At 60.7% G+C, this 20171-nt stretch carries 20 protein-coding genes; 7 read left to right on the top strand and 13 right to left on the bottom strand.

What is annotated here, in order from left to right; translation table 11 throughout:
- Window positions 1-16: 16 nt before the first annotated feature.
- The 6 genes from OK142_RS05630 to OK142_RS05605 form a co-directional block, all read right to left on the bottom strand.
- Complete coding sequence (locus OK142_RS05630; protein ID WP_498681531.1) at window positions 17-754, bottom strand: 16S rRNA (uracil(1498)-N(3))-methyltransferase; 738 nt, start codon at window positions 752-754, stop codon at window positions 17-19.
- 20 nt (window positions 755-774) lie between these two features.
- On the bottom strand, window positions 775-2280 hold the full coding sequence (locus OK142_RS05625; RefSeq protein WP_082183775.1) for an inorganic phosphate transporter: 1506 nt from the start codon (window positions 2278-2280) through the stop codon (window positions 775-777).
- A gap of 161 nt (window positions 2281-2441) precedes the next feature.
- Window positions 2442-2882: an NUDIX hydrolase gene (locus tag OK142_RS05620; RefSeq protein ID WP_498681529.1), complete on the bottom strand. Its 441-nt coding sequence runs from the start codon at window positions 2880-2882 to the stop codon at window positions 2442-2444.
- A 268-nt stretch (window positions 2883-3150) separates the two neighbouring features.
- Window positions 3151-3921: an HAD family hydrolase gene (locus OK142_RS05615; RefSeq protein WP_498681527.1), complete on the bottom strand. Its 771-nt coding sequence runs from the start codon at window positions 3919-3921 to the stop codon at window positions 3151-3153.
- Complete coding sequence (locus OK142_RS05610; RefSeq protein ID WP_164056236.1) at window positions 3918-5264, bottom strand: glycosyltransferase family 4 protein; 1347 nt, start codon at window positions 5262-5264, stop codon at window positions 3918-3920. The genes OK142_RS05615 and OK142_RS05610 overlap by 4 nt, the downstream gene beginning before the upstream one ends.
- A 103-nt stretch (window positions 5265-5367) precedes the next feature.
- The gene (locus OK142_RS05605) at window positions 5368-6141 is read right to left on the bottom strand and encodes a FadR/GntR family transcriptional regulator (RefSeq protein WP_498681524.1); all 774 of its coding nucleotides are present in this window, start codon (window positions 6139-6141) and stop codon (window positions 5368-5370) included.
- Window positions 6142-6452: 311 nt separating this feature from the next.
- Here OK142_RS05605 and OK142_RS05600 point away from each other — a divergent pair, with 311 nt between their 5' ends.
- Window positions 6453-7727: a DUF3422 family protein gene (locus OK142_RS05600; protein ID WP_137037155.1), complete on the top strand. Its 1275-nt coding sequence runs from the start codon at window positions 6453-6455 to the stop codon at window positions 7725-7727.
- A gap of 168 nt (window positions 7728-7895) precedes the next feature.
- On the opposite strand, the gene OK142_RS05595 is transcribed toward OK142_RS05600, so the two are convergent.
- Window positions 7896-8795: a LysR family transcriptional regulator gene (locus OK142_RS05595; protein WP_082184598.1), complete on the bottom strand. Its 900-nt coding sequence runs from the start codon at window positions 8793-8795 to the stop codon at window positions 7896-7898.
- A 112-nt stretch (window positions 8796-8907) separates the two neighbouring features.
- On the opposite strand from OK142_RS05595, the gene OK142_RS05590 reads away from it, so the two are divergent.
- From OK142_RS05590 to glcF, 3 genes are all read left to right on the top strand, one after another.
- Window positions 8908-10341: an FAD-binding oxidoreductase gene (locus OK142_RS05590; RefSeq protein WP_498681522.1), complete on the top strand. Its 1434-nt coding sequence runs from the start codon at window positions 8908-8910 to the stop codon at window positions 10339-10341.
- A 220-nt stretch (window positions 10342-10561) separates the two neighbouring features.
- Window positions 10562-11776 (top strand): glycolate oxidase subunit GlcE, encoded by a 1215-nt coding sequence (glcE, locus tag OK142_RS05585; protein WP_498681520.1) that lies wholly within the window; start codon window positions 10562-10564, stop codon window positions 11774-11776.
- 3 nt (window positions 11777-11779) lie between these two features.
- Window positions 11780-13081 carry a glycolate oxidase subunit GlcF gene (gene glcF / locus OK142_RS05580; protein WP_498681519.1) on the top strand — a complete coding sequence of 434 codons (1302 nt, stop codon included), beginning with the start codon at window positions 11780-11782 and terminating at the stop codon, window positions 13079-13081.
- 185 nt (window positions 13082-13266) lie between these two features.
- Here glcF and OK142_RS05575 read toward each other — a convergent pair whose 3' ends face one another.
- Window positions 13267-13926 (bottom strand): outer membrane beta-barrel protein, encoded by a 660-nt coding sequence (locus OK142_RS05575; protein WP_003494037.1) that lies wholly within the window; start codon window positions 13924-13926, stop codon window positions 13267-13269.
- 263 nt (window positions 13927-14189) lie between these two features.
- Window positions 14190-14966: a L,D-transpeptidase gene (locus OK142_RS05570; protein ID WP_003494039.1), complete on the bottom strand. Its 777-nt coding sequence runs from the start codon at window positions 14964-14966 to the stop codon at window positions 14190-14192.
- Window positions 14967-15203: 237 nt separating this feature from the next.
- Between OK142_RS05570 and OK142_RS05565 the strand changes: the two genes are divergently transcribed.
- Both OK142_RS05565 and OK142_RS05560 read left to right on the top strand, forming a co-directional pair.
- Window positions 15204-15833, top strand: a complete 630-nt coding sequence (locus OK142_RS05565; RefSeq protein WP_003494042.1) for a DNA-3-methyladenine glycosylase I — start codon at window positions 15204-15206, stop codon at window positions 15831-15833.
- Window positions 15830-16273 (top strand): hypothetical protein, encoded by a 444-nt coding sequence (locus OK142_RS05560; protein ID WP_003494044.1) that lies wholly within the window; start codon window positions 15830-15832, stop codon window positions 16271-16273. Before OK142_RS05565 ends, OK142_RS05560 begins: the two co-directional genes overlap by 4 nt.
- Window positions 16274-16285: 12 nt before the next feature.
- On the opposite strand, the gene OK142_RS05555 is transcribed toward OK142_RS05560, so the two are convergent.
- Complete coding sequence (locus tag OK142_RS05555; RefSeq protein ID WP_003494046.1) at window positions 16286-17329, bottom strand: YeiH family protein; 1044 nt, start codon at window positions 17327-17329, stop codon at window positions 16286-16288.
- Window positions 17330-17410: 81 nt separating this feature from the next.
- On the opposite strand from OK142_RS05555, the gene OK142_RS05550 reads away from it, so the two are divergent.
- Window positions 17411-18328, top strand: coding sequence for a LysR substrate-binding domain-containing protein (locus OK142_RS05550; RefSeq protein ID WP_003494048.1), 918 nt, complete (start codon window positions 17411-17413; stop codon window positions 18326-18328).
- 210 nt (window positions 18329-18538) lie between these two features.
- On the opposite strand, the gene copM is transcribed toward OK142_RS05550, so the two are convergent.
- The 3 genes from copM to OK142_RS05535 are packed head-to-tail and all read right to left on the bottom strand — an operon-like array spanning window position 18539 to window position 20170.
- On the bottom strand, window positions 18539-18913 hold the full coding sequence (copM, locus tag OK142_RS05545) for a CopM family metallochaperone (RefSeq protein ID WP_003494050.1): 375 nt from the start codon (window positions 18911-18913) through the stop codon (window positions 18539-18541).
- A gap of 58 nt (window positions 18914-18971) precedes the next feature.
- Window positions 18972-19364, bottom strand: a complete 393-nt coding sequence (locus OK142_RS05540) for a hypothetical protein (RefSeq protein ID WP_498681514.1) — start codon at window positions 19362-19364, stop codon at window positions 18972-18974.
- Window positions 19365-19405: 41 nt separating this feature from the next.
- On the bottom strand, window positions 19406-20170 hold the full coding sequence (locus tag OK142_RS05535) for a hypothetical protein (RefSeq protein ID WP_498681512.1): 765 nt from the start codon (window positions 20168-20170) through the stop codon (window positions 19406-19408).
- Window position 20171: the final 1 nt, after the last annotated feature.

Below are 20171 nucleotides of genomic sequence, written 5' to 3'. Positions count from 1 at the left end.
ACATGCGCCAAAGAGGTCAGTTCCAGTCGCCGATCGATGCCTGAATGACCGCAAGTGCCGCAACGGCGGCCGTGTCGGCCCTCAGAATACGCGGGCCGAGCGGGATGGGGGTGACGAAGGTGAGGCGGCGCAGGAGCTCCCTTTCCTCTTCGGAAAACCCGCCTTCCGGACCGACCAGCAGGGCGAGCTTGCGTTCCCTGACGGATTGCAGAACGGGCAGCGGATTTTGCCCCGCATCGCCCTCGTCGCAATAGATGATGCGCCGGTCATGGGGCCAGGTCTCGAGCATATCCTTCAGTTTCACCGGCTCGGCGACATCGGGCAGGGAAAGGATGCCGCATTGCTCGGCGGCCTCGATGGCGTTGGCGCGCAGCTTTTCGGTATTGTGGATCTTGCCCTGCACATGCTGCGTCATCACCGGCTGCAAGAGACCGGCGCCCATCTCGACCGCTTTCTGCACCAGATAATCCATCCGCCCGACTTTCAGTGGCGCAAACAGATAGTGCAGATCCGCTGCCGGCGGTTGCGGCCGCGTCTGCTCTACGGGAATGAGGGTGATCTTCTTGCGGCTCGGGAAGGAGAGCCTGGCCTTCCATTCGCCGTCTCGGCCGTTGAACAGCAGGATTTCCGCGCCGTCGCTCATGCGCAGCACATTGGCGAGATAGTTGAACTGTTCGGTCGTCGCTTCCTGTGTCACCCCCGCTTCAAGCGGGGTTTCGACGAACAGGCGTTGCATCCGGAAATTTGCGCGCATGGGACTTTTCGGTTTCAGCGTCAGAGAAAGAGGAAGGACATCAGCCAATAGAGCAGCGCCGCAAGCGTAGCACTCGCGGGAACGGTTACCAGCCAGGCGGCGATGATTGTCATGAAGTGGGAGCGCCGGACGAGATAACGGCGGCGCACCTCGGAGGGGTTCTCCGCATATCTGTCAGCCCGGCGGATTGCGCCGTCACCCGCCTGCACGAGTTCCTGCCGCCGTCGCGATGCCTGCGTGTACCATTCACGGAAGAAACCGACGCCGAACACCGCGCCGATCGCCGTATGGGTGGTGCTGACCGGCAGGCCGAAGCGCGAGGCCACAAGAACGGTAAGCGCTGTCGCCACGGAAACGCAAAACGCCCGCATGGGGTTGAGCTTGGTGATCTGCTCACCCACGAGGCGAATGAGGCGCGGGCCATAAAGCAGAATACCGCAGGAAAGCCCGAATGCGCCGACCAGCATCACCCATAAAGGTGCGCGGGCGGAGGTCTGCACCGCCTCGTCATGCAATGCCCGAACAATCGCCACCACCGGGCCGATGGCGTTCGAAACGTCATTCGCGCCATGCGCAAAGGACATCAATCCGGCGGCAAGAACGAGCGGCCACTGAAACAGGATGCGAAGCGACTGGTTGCGGTTCTCCAATCCTTCCGATTGTTTGCGGATGATCGGCACGCAGAGCCGCCAGGCGATGAGCCCGGTCACGAGGCCTATGACGCTGGCATGGCCAAGCGACACATGCATGAGCTGCCGCAACCCGACCCAGATGAGATAGGCGGCGAAAACCCCGGCCATCAAGCCGATGAGGACAGGCACCCAAAGCCGCGCGGATTCAATCTTGTCTTCGCGGTAGATGATGAATTCCTTGATGAAGGCAAGGATGACGATGGCGATGGCGGCACTGATGAAAGGCGCCAGAACCCACGCGAAAGCGATACTGCCGAGCGACAGCCAGTCGACCGCCCCGATGCCATAGGCTGCCATGCCCGCGCCGGCAACGCCACCGACCACCGTGTGGGTGGTGGAAATCGGCGCTTTCGTCCAGGTCGAGATATTGACGAGGAGGCCGGCGGCAAGAAGCGCCGACAACATCGCCCAGGAAAACACGGTCCGGTCCGGGATGGTCTGGATATTGATGATGCCGCTGGAAATGGTCTCGACGACATTGCCGCCGGTAATCAAGGCACCCGCAATCTCGCAGATGGCGGCAATGATGAGCGCCGCCGCAAGCGGCATCGCCTTGGCGCCGACCGCCGGGCCGACGTTATTCGTCACGTCATTCGCGCCAATGTTGATCGCCATATAGGCGCCGATGGCGACGGCCGCGATGATGATGACGGCGCCCGAGGTGCCGGTGACGAAGACGCCGGCAAATATGGCCGCCAGGACAACGAACATGAACCCCGCGCCAAGGCCGGCAAGCTGCTGCGTGACGTGCAGCGTCGCCTCCTCGACACGCGTGATCTTGTCGAGATCCTTGTCGAGCGTGGGCTTCATATTGGGTGGCGGCTTCATTGCCATTCAGACCTCGTTTGCCAGCATTCCTTTTCGTCCGGCAGTCTCGCGGGCTGAAGGCAATTTACAGAAAGACTGTTACATCTCGCACATCTTTCCAAAATGAAAGACGGTAAAAGCCATGTTGGAAAAACAAACTGCAAATTGCCACTATTCGCGCGGGCGCGCTATTTCGAAAGCGCCATTCGCTTGTCGAAAGTGAGCATCAGAGCTTTCAGTTCCGGCTCATTGACCCGTTTGGCCGCCTCATGCGGGCTGACCCATTCCAGACGCCGGGAGTCTTTCTCAGGAAAGCTGTCCTGAAGCTCCGATACTTCGAGCAGATGCACCTGAACCCTGCACAGCACATTGATGCCGCTGTTCAGCTTTTTCTCATATTCATAAAAACCGAAGGGCGCTTTCTCGACCGTGCCTTTGACACCGGCTTCCTCATAGGCTTCCTGCTCGGCAACCGCATGGGCCTTCTTGCCGCCCATCGGCCAGCCTTTCGGAATGACCCACCGGCCCGTATCCCGGCTGGTGAGCAGCAGAACTTCAGGTTCCGGATTTTTTTTGGACAATCGATAGCACAGCGCCGCATATTGCTGTCGCGGCGGTCTGCGCAACATCAAGCCAACATCTGTCGCCAATCGATTCAAAATCTTCAATCCGAATAAGTCCTTATTTTTCGTCGGTCATAGTTGCTAATATAGATATCCCGCATGCGCCGCCAATCCCCCATCATCCTTAACCCACTACTGTCTTCACGCTGATGAAGCCTTTGGGCAAAATCGATGCAGCAGGTTTGCGAACAGGGGTTTTGTCCGGTGCTTTCCGGGCAATCAGCCGATTGCGGTAATACCGTATCTGTCTGTTTTCAGGCCATTCGGCACGCTGCTATGAGTTGGCGCCGGAATTGCGTTGACCGGGGTGCAGTCCCCAATGCCGGAGACCTTCGATCACACCGTTTGCTTCCGTCGCACTGGAGAGGAAAAAACGGCTGTCTTGATCTGCCAGCGAGACAAGCTCCGGCAGGGCATTACCCACGATCACGCCGCGAACGCCGTTCAATTCGAACATCGCCCGATCATTGCCAGTATCGCCCGCCACGACTGATTCGTCGAGGCCGATGCGCAGTTGTCCACATAACCATGCCAATGCCGCGCCCTTGTCGGCGGCCTTCGGCAATATGTCGAGGTCACGATTGCTGGAATAAACGATGCGCGCATCGATACCCGCCGCGAGGAGTGCGGCTTCGACATCGCCAAGCGCCCTTTCATCCGCGTCATGCAGGAACCAGCTGGACTTGAGGCCATGCTGATAGCGTTCCGCCTGCATGACCACGCCCGGAAGGCCCGCCATGACATCGGTGATCTTTTGCCGGTCGAAACCAGTGCCGAGGGAATGGGTATAGGCGCTTTCCAGCTCGCTCCGCTCCCTGGCGTGCAGCATGGTGCCCACACCGCCAATGATGTAGTCGGGTTTGGGCAAGGGGGTGTCTTCGATGAGCGCAAGCTGATCGTCGATCAGCCTGCCGCTGTTGAAGACGAGAACCGGGCGAAGATCGTCCGGCAGCGATTGCCAGAAATCGCGGAACCGGCGCGTGGCGTCGTTATCGCCGACGACGGTTCCGTCGAGATCGGTGGAAAAAAGGCGAAGCGGGTTCAATCGCCATCGTTCCATGGTTCGGCCCAATCCGCTTCTTCCAGAACCGGCATCATGGTCCGGCCTTCCACAAGCGCCAGCAATTGCTGCGCAATGCCTGTCCAGGTGAACAGACTGCGCGCCTTGTGCGCACCCATGCGGGAAAGTCGCCCGTAAAGCCGCTCATGTTTGAACGGCTTCATCATGGTGATACCAAGATCTTCCTTGTCAAAGGGATCTGCGAACAGGGCGTGGCGGCCATAGCTGATCGCCCGGAACAACCCGCCGTGAATGGTCACGACAGTTGGCGTCCCGCTGGCCATGGCCTCAATGGCAGTCATGCCGAAGGGCTCGTAACGGCTGGACAGAACGAACAGGTCCGCCGCCCGGTAAACATCCGGCAGATCCTCATCCGCCACGTAACCGGAAAACGCCACCTTGTCCTCCAGCCCGAGCGATTTCACCCGGTCTTTCAGCTGGTTGAGGATGGTTGTTTCCTGCTCGTCCATGTTTTCGCCACCGACGGCGAGATGCAGGCGCGCTTCCGGCTCACGCTGCGCCAGCACCGAAAAGCCGTCGATCAAGAGGTCGTAACCCTTGTTGGTGGCGAGACGTCCGAGCGCCAGCACCGTCTTTCCCTCGAAGCCGAAACGCTGCCGGATCATCTGGCGCGTCGCATCCGAGACGGGGAAGAAGCGGTTATCGTCATAACCCGGCGGGATCATGTGGATATGCTTGCGCTTCAGGCCGTAGTCCTCAATCAGCACGTCGAGCTGCACCGGCGTCGTCGCGATCACCATGTCGCAGCTGCGATAGATGATGAGTTCGTGCTGGATGCGTTCCCTGAAGTTGAACTCCAGTTCGAACGTATCGGCCTTTTCCGGATAGTCGGTTTCCATCTGGCGTTTTTTCCAGAGACCGAGCGAATGTGGCGTGTGCAGATGCGGGATTTTCAGCGCTTCGGAAAGCCGCTGTCCGGCCACGCCCGCATCCCAATAGTGGCTGTTGACGAAAGAGTAGTTGAGGTCGTTTTTCTTGATGAAGCGCAGCGCGTTTTCGCACCATTCCATCAGGTGGCGGTGCAGATATTCCTTGGGAATGAAATCGCGGCCGCCGCAGGGAATGCGAACCACGCGGACGCGCTCGTCCACCTCGTCAAATTCCGGCTGGTCTTCGAAGCGGCGGGTATAAAGATCGACAGTGTAACCGAGTTGGCCGAGTTTGCGTGCAAGCTCAAGCACATAAACCACCTGTCCCCCGGTGTCTGCGGCGCCCAGTGGCGGGTGCGCGGCGACATAGCCATGCGTCGATATGAGAGCTATCCTCGGATAGCGTTCAGTTTCGCTCGTGGTTGTCATGGGTCCCATCTTGGTAAATTTTTCCAATTAACTGGAGAAAAAGACCAAAGAGGACAAAAGGTTCCATAAAAACCTGAATAAAAGAGCTGCCGTATTTCGTTTTTCGCCGTTTTCAGGCGTCGCGCTGCTGTTGCCTGAGGCGCGAAATCCGGTCCCATTCCCGCGCTTGATGCGCCTTCGATGTCGTATCCACGATGAAGTCGATATGGGCCTCCGCCGCGGCCCTCGCCGCCGCCGGATCGCTGCATGCGATGGCATCGTGGATGGCGATATGCTGTCGCAGCACCTCGTCATGCGCACCGGCCACGGTGAAGATGAGATGGCGGTTATAGAAAATGTCGTCGCTCAGGAGCCGGTAGCAGGACCGCAATGTGTGCATCAGCACGATATTATGTGCCGCTTCACCGATGGCATTGTGAAACTCCACGTCCCCCGTCAACTCGTCATCGAAACGGCCCGCCTCATGGGCCTCGCGCATCTTTTCGACGATGGCCGCAAGGTTACGCCTGTCTGGCTCCGTCGCGCGTTTCGCCGCAAGTTCGGCGGTCATGCCTTCAACATAGCGGCGATATTCGAGGAAATCCCGTGTTGCCCGGCTGTGGCGGGTGATCAGCGCACTCAAGGGGTCGGAAAAGACCGGCCCGACAATATCGGCGACATAGGTGCCGCCGCCATGCCGGCTGGTAAGAAGGCCGCGCGTTTCAAGTTCCTTCAGCGCTTCCCGCAGGATCGGCCGCGAGACATCGAGCCGTTGCGCGAGTTCCCGCTCGCCAGGCAACCGGTCACCGTCACGCAATATGCCGTCGAGGATCAGTTCCTCGAAACGTAAGATCACCTCCTGCGCTGTGCGGCTGTGCTCTATCCGTGCGAACAGCGTTTCATCCATCGCAGCATTCTCCGGTAAAAATCCGCCCTCTGTGTGTGCCCATAGGTGCAATGGAACGCAAATTATCAGCGGAATATCGTACTGGTCAAATATTCTGTCCAGTTCATGTCTTTCACTTGAAGCGCTGCCCTGCGTCAACACGGCATCTGCCTATTTAACTTGGCTTTTGTTAAAGCTGTGCCCGGACAGGGTGATGATGGCGGGTTTTCTCCGCCAGGTGCATCAAAACAATTACATCGGTCTCGATTGCGGTGTCGTCATCGCCATTGATGCTTTAGAAAACCGGCGGAACAGGCGGGGACGGTATCGCAATGGCCAAGGGTAGATTTGCTTTCGCAAGCGCGCCGGAAAGGTCGCTGGCGCTCGGGGAAGTTCATGCGCGGCCAACGGTGCTGCTGGCTCCGTCGCGCATCATCGTCCAGCTCGCCTTCATGATGGATGGCGGCTCGGCCGTGCATCATTCGGTCATTGCGGAAATGTCGCGCAGCCGGGGTGTCGCGCCGCCGGAACGCGACGCCCGCCATCACGCCATGCCCTGGGGGCAGGGCACGCTGCGCTGGGAACGGCATACCGAATTCTCGACCTGGTTCTGGGATGGCCCCGCGCCGGAAAAATTCGGCGGCGATATTGTCGGAGACCCTTTCGGGGATGGTTTTTCGCCGCCCGGCTCGCTGATATCAGGCGTGCGGCTGGAAATTCGCAACGACAATAAGCTCGCCTCGCAAGCAGAGACGCTGTTCGAGCCGACCAGCCTCTGTCACAGCGACGTGCGCGACGGTCAGGCGGCGATCCTTACCGATTTCCGTCAGGATCGCGATGGGCTGACGCAGATCCTGGTGATAGACCGGGGCTTGAGCGATTACAGCCGCGGCGCGCTGGTGCAGCGGCTGCTGGATATCGAGACCTATCGCACGCTTGCCATGCTCGGCCTGCCGATGGCGCAGACACTCTCGCCGGAAATCCGCCGCATCGAGGATGGCCTGACGGGCATCACCCAGCGCATGAAGAACGGCGCGCGCGACGAGGCCGATGCGCTTCTGGCCGAAATGACCCGGCTTGCGGCGGAACTCGAAGCCAATGCCGCGCTCAGTCTTTATCGTTTCGGCGCCAGCCGCGCCTATGACGGCATTGTGCGCGAACGTATTCGCGCGCTTGCGGAAACGCCGGTTCAGGGGCACGAGACCATGGGCAGCTTTCTGGAAAGACGGCTCGCGCCCGCCATGCGCACCTGCCAGTCGGTCGAGGAAAGGCAGGCCAACCTGTCACGCAAGCTCTATCGCGCCACGGCTCTCGTCAGAAGCTGGATCGACGTGGAACTGGAGCGGCAGAACACGGTGCTGCTCAACACCATGAACAAGCGCGCCGCCATGCAGCTTCGCCTGCAGCAGACGGTTGAGGGTCTCTCGGTCGCCGCCATCTCGTATTATGTCGTCGGCCTTATTGGTTATCTCACCAAGGCCATCAGCCACGACGTGCTGCCGGTCGACCCCACCGTGGTTACGGGTCTTTCCGTCCCCTTTGCCGTACTCGGCGTCTGGTGGGTGGTGCGCCGCGTCCGTCGCTCCCATGCCGAGGGTGGGCATTAAGGCACACTCGCGCTTCCCTCATTCCTGTGCCTGTCACAGGAATCCAGCCGACGCGCGTCTGCGCGACGAGAGGACTCCTTTCAGCCCAAGGACTTGGGCTGGCTGGATCCCTGTGACGAGCACAGGGACGAGGGCAGAACAAGTGGCATGACCAGCGCCTCCGCCGTTCTAGCCCTGCTCCCAATAGGGCGACGGCCCATAAAGCCCGGCCAGATAGTCGATGAACAGCCGCACTTTCGCGGGCAGGAACTGCCGGCTCGGATAAACCGCCGACAGCGTGACGTTTCGCGACCCCTCATAGGCGGGCAGAACCTGCACCAGTTTACCGGCGCGCAGTTCATGGCCGATATCCCAGGTTGAGCGCAGCGCAATGCCGAGTCCGGAAATCACCGCCTCGCGGATCACCTCGCTCGAATTGGTGACCAGCATGCCTTCCGGGCGGATGCTGAGCGCGCCGCCCGGCCCCTCCAATCGCCAGATATCGTTGTTGTGGGCAGGCAGGCAGCGGTGCTTCTTCAGATCTTCGATCGTTTCCGGCATGCCGTGGGTGGCCACATAGTCCGCCGAGGCGCAGAGCACGCGGCGCACGGGCGCCAGACGGCGGGCGACGAGGCTGGAGGAATTGAGATCGGCAATGCGGATCGCCAGATCGTAGCCGCCTTCGATGATATCGATGAATTCGTCGCTCAAGACCAGATTGACCGACAGGTCCGGGTGCCGCTCCATGAAAATCCGCAGATGCGGCGCGATATGCATGCGCCCGAAAGAGGTGGGGGCGGAGATTTTCAGTGTGCCGTTGACGGTATTCGCCCGGCCGGACACGAAATCTTCCGCATCCTCCAGCCCTTCCAGCACGGCAAGCACCCGCTCGTAAAAACCCTGACCCGCTTCGGTCAGCGAAATCTGCCTTGTGGTGCGCTGGAACAGCCGTGCGCCGAGTTTCTCTTCCAGCCGCTTGATGCGCTTGGAAATGACGGCTGGGGAATAGCCAAGCTCCTTGGCGGCAAGCGACATGCTGCCGGAGGCGGCAACGGTTGCGAAGACTTCCAGATCGCCCAGATTTGTCACAGTTGACCTCTGATTGTTTCCGTGATGGAAAAAATCCATAACATTTGATTGCGCTCTTTCAAAGTGGTAAAGAAAGAATACCACTTGGCAAGACGTGCATGGAGGAGGGGCGGTGACGCAGCCGATCAAGTTTCTGGAGCCGCGGGCAAAGGTCGTGGCGAGCCGTGACCGCATCATATCCGATTTGAAGGATATCCTCGCCGAGGACTGTCTTGTGCATGAGCCACGTGAGCTCGTGCCTTTCGAGACGGATGCCTTCGTTTCCTACCGCCGCCTTCCGCTGGCCGTTGCGCTGCCGAAGACGACCGAGCAGGTCGCAGCGGTGCTGAAATATTGTAACCGTTATGGCATTCCGGTCGTACCGCGCGGTGCCGGCACCTCGCTCTCCGGCGGCGCGATCCCGCAGGAGGATGCGGTGGTGATCGGCCTTTCAAAGATGTCCTCGATCCTCGAACTGGATTTCTACAATCGCACGGCGCAGGTCCAGGCGGGTGTCACCAATCTTTCCATTTCCGATGCGGCGGGTGCGGAAGGCTTCTTTTATGCGCCGGACCCAAGCTCGCAGCTTGCCTGCACTATCGGCGGCAATATCGGCATGAATTCCGGCGGCGCGCATTGCCTGAAATATGGCGTCACCACCAATAATCTGCTCGGCGTGAAAATGGTGCTCGTCGATGGCACGGTGCTGGAGCTGGGCGGCAAGCACCTCGATGCCGCCGGTTATGATCTGCTCGCCCTCGTCTGCGGCTCGGAAGGCCAGCTTGGCATTGTTACGGAAGCGACGGTGCGGCTGATCGCCAAGCCCGAGGGTGCGCGGCCGGTGCTGTTCGGCTTCGAAACCTCCGAAGAAGCGGGCTCCTGCGTCGCCGATATCATCGGCGCGGGCATCATCCCGGTCGCCATCGAATTCATGGACAAGCCGGCAATCGAGATTTGCGAGGCCTTCGCCAAGGCGGGATATCCGCTGGATGTCGGCGCGCTTCTGATCGTCGAGGTCGAAGGCTCCGAGGCGGAAATGGACGCCATGCTGGCGGATATCGTTGCCATTGCCAGAACACACGGCGTGAAGACGGTGAAGGAATGCCAGTCGGCCATGGAGGCGGCGGCGATCTGGAAAGGCCGCAAATCCGCTTTCGGCGCAACGGGCCGCATCGCGGATTATATCTGCATGGATGGCACGGTGCCACTTTCCCAACTTTCTTACGTGCTGAAAAAGACGAGTGAAATCACCGACCGGCTCGGCCTTCGCGTTGCCAATGTCTTCCATGCGGGCGATGGCAACATGCACCCGCTCATCCTGTTCAACGCCAATGACCCTGATGATGCCGCCCGGGCCGAAGAGGCGGGCAATGAGATATTGAAGCTCTGCGTCGATGCCGGTGGTTGCCTGACCGGCGAGCATGGTGTCGGCATCGAAAAACGCGATCTCATGCGCCACCAATATGGCGAGGCCGATCTGGCCCAGCAGATGGCGGTGCGCGGGGCTTTTGACGAGGGCTGGTTGATGAACCCATCCAAGGTGTTTCCGCTGGAGGGACGGAATTGATGTGCTTTAGCTCTGTAGCCTTGGTGGGTGCGGCTCACCCCCCTCTGCCCTGCCGGGCATCTCCCCCTCAAGGGGGGAGATCGACAAGCGGCGACCTCCCGCTCAATTCTCGAACGGCGGGATTGAAACGATGTGCCAGCCTCTTGCCGATCTCCCCCCTTGAGGGGGAGATGCCCGGCAGGGCAGAGGGGGGTATCACTTGCTCAAAGGCGGCCACCTTATGCTGACCCCATACTCAGAAACACAGGCCGCCGATATCATCCGCGACCACGCAACTCGAAAAACCCCGCTGAAAATCATCGGCGGCAACACCCGTTCCGGTTTCGGCAACGCCGTCGCGGCAAATAATGCGCTCTCCTCCCGTGCCATGAACGGTATAGTCTCCTACGTCCCCGCCGAAATGGTCATGACCGCCAAGGCCGGAACGCCGCTCGCCACCATCGAGGCCGCCCTTGCCGAAAACCGGCAGATGATGGCTTTCGAGCCAATGGACCATCGCGCGATCATGGCAACCGCAGGCGAACCCACCATTGGCGGCGTTTTCGCCGCCAATGTCTCCGGCCCGCGCCGCTATGTGGCGGGTGCTGCTCGCGACAGCCTGCTCGGCATCCGGTTCGTCAATGGCCGGGCTGATGTCATCAAGGCCGGCGGCCGGGTGATGAAGAATGTCACCGGGCTTGATCTCTCGAAGCTTCTGGCGGGATCGCACGGCACGCTCGGTTTTCTGACGGAGGTCACCTTCCGCGTATTGCCGAAACCGCCTTCGGAAAAGACAGTCGTTGTTTCCGGGCTGGATGACGAGGCGGCGACGCGCATCATGGCGGCGGCCATGGCGATGAGCGTCGAGGTCTCCGGTGCGGCCCATCTGCCGGAAAGCGTACGCTCCCGTTTCATCGATGGCGCCCTGCCGGAAGGCCCGGCGACGATCCTCAGGCTGGAAGGTCTCGCGGCGTCGGTGGAGGCGCGCGCGGCCAAACTCCTCTCCGTCATGGACAGGGTTGGCCCATGGGCGCTGCTGGAAGGCGAGGAAAGCACGGTTTTGTGGCGTCAGGTGCGGGATGTCGCGCCCTATGCCGGGGAAAACGCCAAACCGCTCTGGAAAGTCTCGGTCGCGCCGGCGCAAGGCCACCGGCTGGTGGCCGCCCTGCGCATGGAAGCCGGCATCGATGCCTTTTACGACTGGCAAGGCGGTCTCGTCTGGATGCAGATGGAGGCCGATCCCGAGGCGGAACTGCTGCGCGGCGCCATTCGCGCGCTTGGCGGCGGACATGCCACCTTGATGCGGGCAAATGATGCGATACGCGCCACCGTGCCGGCATTCGAACCACGCCCGGCGGCGGAAGCCATACTGTCTGAACGCATCAGGGAAAAGCTCGACCCAGTGGGCATCTTCAATCCCGGCAAGATGGCTGTAACGATGGAAAGGGCCGTCTGAACCATGCAAACATCCTTCACGCCTGAGCAGCTGGCCGATCCGCATGTGGCGGAATCCGAAAAGATCCTGCGCAAATGTGTGCATTGCGGCTTCTGCACCGCCACCTGTCCCACCTATGTCACGCTCGGCAACGAGCTGGATAGTCCGCGCGGCCGCATCTACCTCATCAAGGACATGCTGGAAAACAGCCGCCCGGCCGACCGGGAGGTCGTTACCCATATCGACCGCTGCCTCTCGTGCCTTGCCTGCACCACGACGTGTCCCTCCGGCGTGGACTACATGCATCTTGTCGATCATGCCCGCGCCCATATCGAACAGACCTATAAACGCCCGTTCATGGATCGCCTGACCCGCAATCTTCTGGCTGCTGTTCTGCCCTATCCCGGTCGCTTCCGGCTGGCCCTGCATCTGGCAAGGATCGCGCGACCCTTTGCCGGGCTGTTCGCGAAGTTTCCGGCACTGAAGCCGCTGCAATCCATGCTCGATCTTGCTCCCGCCTCCATCCCCGCCGTCTCCGCTTCCGCACGGCCGGGTGAACGGGCGGCGGAAGGCGAGAAGCGCGGTCGCGTCGCCATCCTCACCGGTTGCGCCCAGCCGGTGCTCGACCCCGGTATCAACGAGGCGACGCTGCGCCTTCTGTCGCGGCTCGGCGTCGAGGTCGTGATCCCCAGGGGAGAAGGCTGCTGCGGGTCGCTGGTGCATCATATGGGGCGAGAGGCCGAGGCGCTGGCCGCCGCCCGCCGCAATGTCGATGTCTGGACGCAGGAGATGGAGAATGGCGGGCTCGATGCCGTCATCATCACCGCATCCGGCTGCGGCACGACCATCAAGGATTACGGCCATATGCTGCGGCTCGATCCGGCTTATGCGGACAAGGCCGCGCGGGTATCGGCGCTCGCGAAAGACATTACCGAATATCTTGCCACCCTCGACTTGCCGCAAAAGCAGAGCCAGGGCCTGACGGTCGCTTATCATTCCGCCTGCTCCATGCAGCATGGCCAGAAGATCACGATGGCGCCGAAGCAATTGCTGAAAGCTGCCGGTTTTACTGTGCGCGATCCGGCGGAAGGGCACCTCTGCTGCGGTTCGGCCGGAACCTACAACATCATGCAGCCCGAGATTTCCGGAAAGCTGAAGGCACGCAAGGTGAAGAACATCGAGGCAACGAAAGCGGATGTCATCGCCACCGGCAATATCGGCTGTATCACGCAGATCGCCACCGGCACGGAAATGCCGATCCTGCACACGGTCGAGCTGCTGGACTGGGCCTATGGCGGTCCGAAACCGGCGAGGCTTTCCGCTTAGAGCGCAATGCCTGTGGTGCGCACTCGTCCCTCATTCCTGTGCTTGTCACAGGAATCCAGCCAGCCCAAGTCCTTGGGCTGAAAGGGCTCCCTTCGCCGCGCAGACGCGCGCCGACTGGATTCCTGTGACAAGCACGGGAATGAGGTTCAGGGGGGTGCCCTGTCGCCCGATTTTCCAGCCCAACGCTAGAACTTGTAGGCGACGCCGAAGTTCACCGCATTGGTCATGATATCGGTCTTGAGCTTGCCGCCATTGTCGATATCCACGTCGATAAAGGAATACGTGCCTTTATATTCCACGAAGGTCGACCAGTTGTCGGTGATGCGGTAGCTGAGACCGGCCTGTGCCTGCAGGGTTGCGCCGCCGAACTGGTATTCGAAGGTGCGACCGGAACCGCGTGTGACCTCCACATGCGGCACGTTGATGCCGACGCCCGCGCCGACATAGGGTGTCAGCGGCAGGTTCTCCAGCGGAAAGCGGTAGAGCGCATTCAGCGTCAACAGGTTCAGGCCGTCGGTGAATTCGAAATGCGACCAGCCGGAGCGGGCAAGGGTCTGGTCATCGGCATAGACCTTGTCATGCGTGAAATCGAGCGAGATACCGAAATTGTTGAGCCGGCCCTCGTCGAACCAGTAGGTGCCGCGCACGCCCCAATAGGGTGGGCTTGAAAACGACTTGCCTTCCCATCCAGCCCGGAAGTCCGGTCCGTCGGACACTTTCACGTCGCTGTGCGGGGCGCTCTGCCAGCCGCCGTAACCGGAAATTTCAAATTCCCCCGCCATTGCTGCGGAGAAGGAAACGCCGCTGAACAACAGGGCGCAGACAAAAGAAGCGTGGCGCGGCATGAAGAGAATCCAGATTGATATCAGAAATGCACCAAAGCGTTTTTTGGTAACATTTAAATGACAGAAACGAAAAACGGGCGGTCAGCTGACCACCCGTTTTAAGGCCGTTCCATCATCCCCCTGAGAGAGGTCCGGCGCCTGGCGTCCCCCGCCAAGTCTCGATCAATCAGATTTGCCCGGAGTGTACCGCCGCAAGGCGGCAATACAAGCGCATACGCCGCGATGTGGTCCGATATCACCCGGAATAGGGGAACCCGTTGCCGTCATATCACAATGACGGTGGTTCCGACGTTGACGCGTTCATAAAGATCGGTGACATCCTCGTTGCGCATGCGGATGCAGCCGGACGAATTGTTGCTGCCGATCGTCCAGGGCTGGTTGGTGCCGTGGATCCGGTAAAGGGTTGAGCCGAGATACATGGCGCGCGCGCCCATCGGATTGGCCGGGCCACCTTCCATGAAGGCCGGCAGGTAGTGTCCCTTCGCCGCTTCGCGGGTAATCATCTCCTTCGGCGGGGTCCAGCTCGGCCATTCCGCCTTGCGGGTCACCTTGTGCGTTCCGGCCCATTCAAAACCGGGCTTGCCGACGCCGACGCCGTAGCGGCGCGCCTTGCCATCGGCCATGACGAGATAGAGGAAGCGGTTCGGCGTATCGATGACGATCGTGCCGGGCTTCTGAGTGGTCTGGTAGCTCACGATCTGCGGCAGGAACTGCGGGGCGATCTGCGTGCGCACCGGCGCGTTCGGGCGCACGGCGGCGTTCTGCACCCGTGCCGGGCGTTGTGATGTGACGCCCGAGCTTGGGCGCTGGGGCATGGCTGCGGCCTGACGCTGCTGGAAGAGCGGCTGGCGTGCGGCCGGTGCGCGCGGATAAACCACGGGGCGCACATTGCCACGCCCGAGCTGCGTTACCCAGGGCGCGGACAGGTCCGGGCTGACGATGACGGGCGGCCGCTCGCGATAACGCTCATTGGCCATGGCGGCAGGCGCCGTGAAGGTGGAAACGAGGCTCAGCGCCAGAAAAACGGACTTCATCGTCATCGGGTGGAATCTCTCTGCGGGATGTCGCAACAATGGAAATCGCGGGTTTGTTCGCCCGCATTGCCGGACACGTTCGCACCTTGACGCAAGTGAATCGTAAATGGCTGTTCATTAAAAAGCGCTTCATTAGTGCAACCTGTATTTAGGGTTAGCACCGGGTTTTGAAACGTGGTGAATGAGTGGTAAGTGCGCATGTCCCGCCGGTGATTTGCGGGAGCGGAAAAGGGTTGTTGCGGAATGGATGAGGCGGGACTTGAAACCGGTGCGGATGGCCGTGTGCGGTGTTTCTGGCAGCAGGGGCTGGAGGATTACAGCCGTTACCACGATGAGGAATGGGGTTACCCCGTTACCGATGACCGTCGCCTGTTCGAGAAGATCTGCCTGGAAGGATTTCAGTCCGGGCTTTCCTGGCTGACGGTTCTGCGCAAGCGCGAGGCTTTCCGTCTTGCCTTTGCCAATTTCGAATTTGAAAAAGTAGCGGAGTTCGGTGAAGCCGAGATAGAGCGCTGCCTTGCGGACAAGGGCATTATCCGCCATCGCGGCAAGATCGTCTCAACGATCAACAACGCCCGCCGCGCCCTGGAATTGCGCGACGAATTCGGTTCGCTCGCCCGTTATTTCTGGAGTTTCGAGCCCGCCGCCGCAGAAAGGCCGCAAAAGCTGGACTATGCGACGTTAAGGGCCAACCCCACCAGTGCCGCGTCCATTCGTCTTTCCAAGGACTTGAAGAAACGCGGCTGGAGTTTCGTCGGTCCGACGACAGTCTATGCATTCATGCAGGCCATGGGTATGGTCAACGATCATATCGAAGGTTGTCATTGCCGCGAGCCGATCGAGGTCATGCGGCGGGAGTTTGTACGTCCATGAAGGTAACCTCCCTTCTTCTGGCGCTCACCATGGCGATGGCGGCCGTGCCGCATCAGTCCTTCGCTGAAAGCCGCAATGTCGATGGCATCTGGCTGGATGATGGAGAAAGGCTGAAGGAAGTGGCGATGCCGCCGACGGGGCCGCTGAAGCTCGATGGCTGGACGCGGCGCGGGCGCGGCGATGTCTACCGTTTGAAAGTCAAGGCCGGGCAGACGGTGAAGGTGGAGCTTGCCTCCTCCAGCGAATTCGTCCTGATGGCGATCTTCGATTTTTCCACACCGGATGAGGATGCGATCTTCTTCAGCGATTCCGAAGGTAAAACGGCAACGCTGACGCCGAAGGCGGATACGGAATGGCTGATCCGCCCGACGCTAATCCTGGGGTTACCCCGTCGCGGTCTCGGTGCGCATTATACGCTGACGGTCAGCACCGAAAAGTAGCGGTAGTACCGTTCAGCCCGCTTGCGTCAGCATGATCAGGCCGAAACTCAGAATTCCAAGCAGGACGAGCGACAGGCTGGCGGCGACGATGACCTTGCCGCCGGCATGGCGAAGGCTGCGAATATCGACGGACAGGCCCAGTGCCGCCATCGACATGATGGTGAGGATGTTGGAAAGCGAGGCGAGGGGACCGAGCAGACCCTCGGGAATAAGGCCGAAGGATCTGGCCATGATCATCAGCACGAAGCAGATGATGAACCACGGAACCATCTGCTGCAATTTCAGCCGTCCCGTGCCGGACTGGCCGTGGATGACGGAAAGGGCGGCGATGACCGGTCCCAGCATCAGCACGCGGATGAGCTTGACGATGGTGCCTGTCTGCACGGCGACGGCGCCGAGCGGTGCGGTGGCGGCCAGAACCTGTGGCACGGCATAGACCGTCAGGCCCGCAAAGATACCGTATTGGGTGGCGTCGAGACCGAGAAGCTGTGGCAGGAACGGCATCAGCAGAACGGCGGCGACACCGAGGACCGCGGTGAAGGCAATCGAGGCAGCAACATCTTCCGGCTTCGCGCCAATGGCGGGTGCGGCCGCCGCGATCGCGGAATTGCCGCAGATGGAGTTGCCGCAGGCAATCAGTGTCGCCAGTTTCGGCGGCAGCCCCAGCATTCGCCCGGCGGCATAGCTGACGACCAGTGACAGGGCGACAATCAGCGCAATACCGCCAATCAGCAGGCCGCCGGCGCCCTTGAGAATGGCGAGGCTGAGCGACGCGCCAAGAAGCGCCACGGCGATTTCGAGCAGGGTCTTGGCGCTGAACTTGATCCCGGCCGCAGCAACCGCCGGCAGCGACACCAGCGAGCGTAAAAGCGTGCCGATCAGAATGGCAAGCACAAGATCGCCCAGCCATGCATGACCGGCAAGGCGCACCTGAAAACGCTCCGCGAGAATAGCCGCGCAGCTGACTGCCGCGCAGAGCAGAATTCCCGGCAGAAGCGGGGTCAACCAGCGAAGGGAGAACTGAAAAGGATGAGTGAGGGTGCGATGCTGTGCCATGGCCAGACAATGCCGCAGCGGCCTGTTTTATTCTATCAAATAATATGGCATATATTATTCGGTAAAATCGAATGAAGAGCCATGACCTTCGAGCAACTCCGCATTTTCATCGCCGTCGCTGAGCGCGAGCACCTGACAAGGGCTGCCGAAGCCATCGGTTTGACCGCCTCCGCCGTCAGTTCCTCCATCAAGAATCTGGAAGCCTTTTATAATGTCGAACTGTTTCATCGCGTCGGCCGCAATATCGAGCTGACCGAAAGCGGCCGGGTGTTTCTGGGTGAGGCCAGGGCGACGCTGGCGCGCGTCCGCAACGCCGAACTGATCCTCTCCGAAATGGGCGGCCTGACACGCGGCGAAATCACCGTTTGCGCCAGCCAGACGATTGCAAGCTACTGGCTGCCGCCAATCCTCATGCAGTTCAAGAAACTCTATCCGGGCGTTACGCTGAAACTCGATATCGGCAATACGAAAACGGTCACGCAGGCCGTGCTCGACGGTCTGGCGGAGGTCGGTTTCATCGAGGGCAGGATCGACGAGCCCGCATTGGTGGTGCAGCCCGTGGTATCCGACAAGCTGCTGGTGGTGACCGGCTCCGCCCATCCCTTCGCTGACGGTCGGTATCTCACCGCCCTCGACATGCTCTACGGAACATCCTGGGTGCTGCGCGAGCAGGGCTCCGGCACCCGCTCCGCCTTCGAGGCGGCGGTACGGCAGATGGGTGTGGACCCGGCTGAACTGTCTGTCATGCTCGAACTGCCGTCCAACGAGGCGGTGGTGATGGCAGCGCGCTCCGGCGGCGCGGCGACGGCGGTTTCCGCATCCGTCGCTTCCCTTTTCCTGCGGCAGGGATTGCTGGTCCGTTCGGGCATCGATCTGCCCGCCCGCAACTTCGCCCTGTTACGCCACAAGGAACGCCACACCAGCCGTGCGGCAATGGAACTGGAACGACTGAGCCGTGCGGCGTCGGAGGACTACAAGGCTGGTCTCGCCGGGGTGTAGCAGAGTGGCGAGTGGCACCGTTGGCATGGGAAGGCCGCCGCTTGTTTCTTCTCCCCGAGGGGGAGAAGTCCGCGGCAGCGGGATGAGGGGGCGACGGTAGCGATATACGGAGAGCTTGCCCCCTCATCCGACCCTTCGGGCCACCTTCTCCCCGGCGGGGAGAAGAAAAGGGGAGCGCCGCAACCGGCGTTCCCCATTCGTCAGCATTAATTACTTGCCCTTCGACTTCAGCCAGGCCTTCATCATGGCGATTTCGCCCTCCTGCGCCTTGATCACTTCTTCGGCCAGTTTGCGGATTTCCGGGTCCTTGCCGTATTCCAGCTGAACCTTTGCCATATCGATTGCGCCCTGATGATGCGGGATCATGCCGCGCACGAAATCGACATCGGCATCGCCGCTATAGTCGATCGCCATATCGCCATGCATCTTCTTGCTGGCTTCCATGAAGGCCTTGGTGGACGCGGTTTCGCCTGCTGCGCTCTTTGACATGTCGTGTCCGGCATGGCCGCCCGCTTCCTGTGCGAAAAGGGGCATGGCGAAGACGGTGGTGAAAGCGGCGGCGAGCGTGATGGTTTTGATAGACATGGATTATCCTTCCTGTGTCTGACGTATTTTTCGATGGATTGTCTGGAAAAATATGGCGTCAGGCGCGGGGAGGCGGCAGGGGCGGCGCGAAAGCCTCGCCATTGAAGAGGGTGCTGCGTTGTGGTTTCGGATAGGCGAATGTCATCCGGACGCTATCGGCGAAGATCGTTCGCGGAACCACGATCAGGCAGGCGGCGCAGGAGCCGGGATGCGCGGCGTTGTCGCCATGCGGACAGCAGCCACCCATGGCTGCACTATAAGGAGCATTCTTGCCTTGCGTATGAGAGCCGCCGTCCCGATCGGAATGGTGTGAATGGGCATCATGTTTCATCGGGGTCTGTGAGGAAACAGTCTTGCCCGTGGCCGTCGGCATGCTCAGCGCCATCTGCACCGGCATGGCGCCGAAAAGCAGACAGGCAAGAAACATCAATGTGCGAACCACCTGAGACATGGTGCGAATTTGCCGTGAAAATTATGGAATAAGCATGGCGATCAGGTCAGTTCGCGCGCAATGACGTGATGCACGATGAGATAATTCCGGCTTTCCTCCCCGAGCGGCGCGAGCGGCCAGTCCCATGCGGCGGCCGGCATGGGAATATCGATGCCATGCAGCAAGTCCTCGTGCTGCTGCAAGCTGCCATCCCTGCCGATGACCTCGAAGGAGGTGTCAGTGACAAGGCATACCTTGCAGGGAAGTCCGGCAAGCGCGTCCAGATGCGTCTGGATAAGCCTCGGCAGCAGGTCGTTCGGCACATCTGCGATCTTTTCCCGCTCCAGCCGATGGCGCGCGCCGGTGCCGATCTGCGACAGGAGATTGGCCGATACGACGAAATCGAGATAGGGCACGCGCCGCAGGAAATCGAGCGGTTCGGCCGGCCGGCCGGCGAGAACATCGTCAAAACCGGAAAGATCGCGGTTGGCGATGCGGACATTCTTTTTGGCATTGAGGCGCAGCTTCGCCTGCACGCTGGCGAGATGTACCAGATCGACCAGGACGACGGTGTCGAACATTGCCACCAGCGCATCATAAGGCACGTCGCGCAGCAGGCCCGAGCCGAGCACCACGGCCGTTCGCCTCTGTTTCAGTTTTCTCGCCGATTGCAGCACGAATTGCCGGCTGTTGTTTTCATGCTCCGCCCAAGCTTTGGCGCAGCGGCTGGCGCGCGCCCAGAGGTTGACGGAATATCGGATATGCGGCCGAAAGGGCTTCGGCGTGGCCGCGCGCGTGGCGGCATATTGCAGGGCTTCGAGGATCATG

The sequence above is a fragment of the Agrobacterium sp. BT-220-3 genome, from assembly GCF_025910175.1.
GTDB lineage: Bacteria > Pseudomonadota > Alphaproteobacteria > Rhizobiales > Rhizobiaceae > Agrobacterium > Agrobacterium oryzihabitans.
This window is presented reverse-complemented; position numbering and strand designations above follow the sequence as displayed.

Excerpts from the sequence above, each read along its gene's own strand:
- glcE (WP_498681520.1), top strand. The coding sequence starts at position 10,562 with ATGCTGACCCCATACTCAGAAACACAGGCCGCCGATATCATCCGCGAC.
- OK142_RS05605 (WP_498681524.1), bottom strand. The coding sequence starts at position 6,141 with ATGGATGAAACGCTGTTCGCACGGATAGAGCACAGCCGCACAGCGCAG.
- OK142_RS05575 (WP_003494037.1), bottom strand. The coding sequence starts at position 13,926 with ATGCCGCGCCACGCTTCTTTTGTCTGCGCCCTGTTGTTCAGCGGCGTT.
- copM (WP_003494050.1), bottom strand. The coding sequence starts at position 18,913 with ATGTCTATCAAAACCATCACGCTCGCCGCCGCTTTCACCACCGTCTTC.
- OK142_RS05625 (WP_082183775.1), bottom strand. The coding sequence starts at position 2,280 with ATGGCAATGAAGCCGCCACCCAATATGAAGCCCACGCTCGACAAGGAT.
- OK142_RS05555 (WP_003494046.1), bottom strand. The coding sequence starts at position 17,329 with ATGGCACAGCATCGCACCCTCACTCATCCTTTTCAGTTCTCCCTTCGC.
- OK142_RS05535 (WP_498681512.1), bottom strand. The coding sequence starts at position 20,170 with ATGATCCTCGAAGCCCTGCAATATGCCGCCACGCGCGCGGCCACGCCG.
- OK142_RS05610 (WP_164056236.1), bottom strand. The coding sequence starts at position 5,264 with ATGGGACCCATGACAACCACGAGCGAAACTGAACGCTATCCGAGGATA.
- OK142_RS05600 (WP_137037155.1), top strand. The coding sequence starts at position 6,453 with ATGGCCAAGGGTAGATTTGCTTTCGCAAGCGCGCCGGAAAGGTCGCTG.
- OK142_RS05620 (WP_498681529.1), bottom strand. The coding sequence starts at position 2,882 with ATGTTGCGCAGACCGCCGCGACAGCAATATGCGGCGCTGTGCTATCGA.
- OK142_RS05560 (WP_003494044.1), top strand. The coding sequence starts at position 15,830 with ATGAAGGTAACCTCCCTTCTTCTGGCGCTCACCATGGCGATGGCGGCC.
- OK142_RS05565 (WP_003494042.1), top strand. The coding sequence starts at position 15,204 with ATGGATGAGGCGGGACTTGAAACCGGTGCGGATGGCCGTGTGCGGTGT.
- OK142_RS05550 (WP_003494048.1), top strand. The coding sequence starts at position 17,411 with ATGACCTTCGAGCAACTCCGCATTTTCATCGCCGTCGCTGAGCGCGAG.
- OK142_RS05630 (WP_498681531.1), bottom strand. The coding sequence starts at position 754 with ATGCGCGCAAATTTCCGGATGCAACGCCTGTTCGTCGAAACCCCGCTT.
- glcF (WP_498681519.1), top strand. The coding sequence starts at position 11,780 with ATGCAAACATCCTTCACGCCTGAGCAGCTGGCCGATCCGCATGTGGCG.
- OK142_RS05540 (WP_498681514.1), bottom strand. The coding sequence starts at position 19,364 with ATGTCTCAGGTGGTTCGCACATTGATGTTTCTTGCCTGTCTGCTTTTC.
- OK142_RS05570 (WP_003494039.1), bottom strand. The coding sequence starts at position 14,966 with ATGACGATGAAGTCCGTTTTTCTGGCGCTGAGCCTCGTTTCCACCTTC.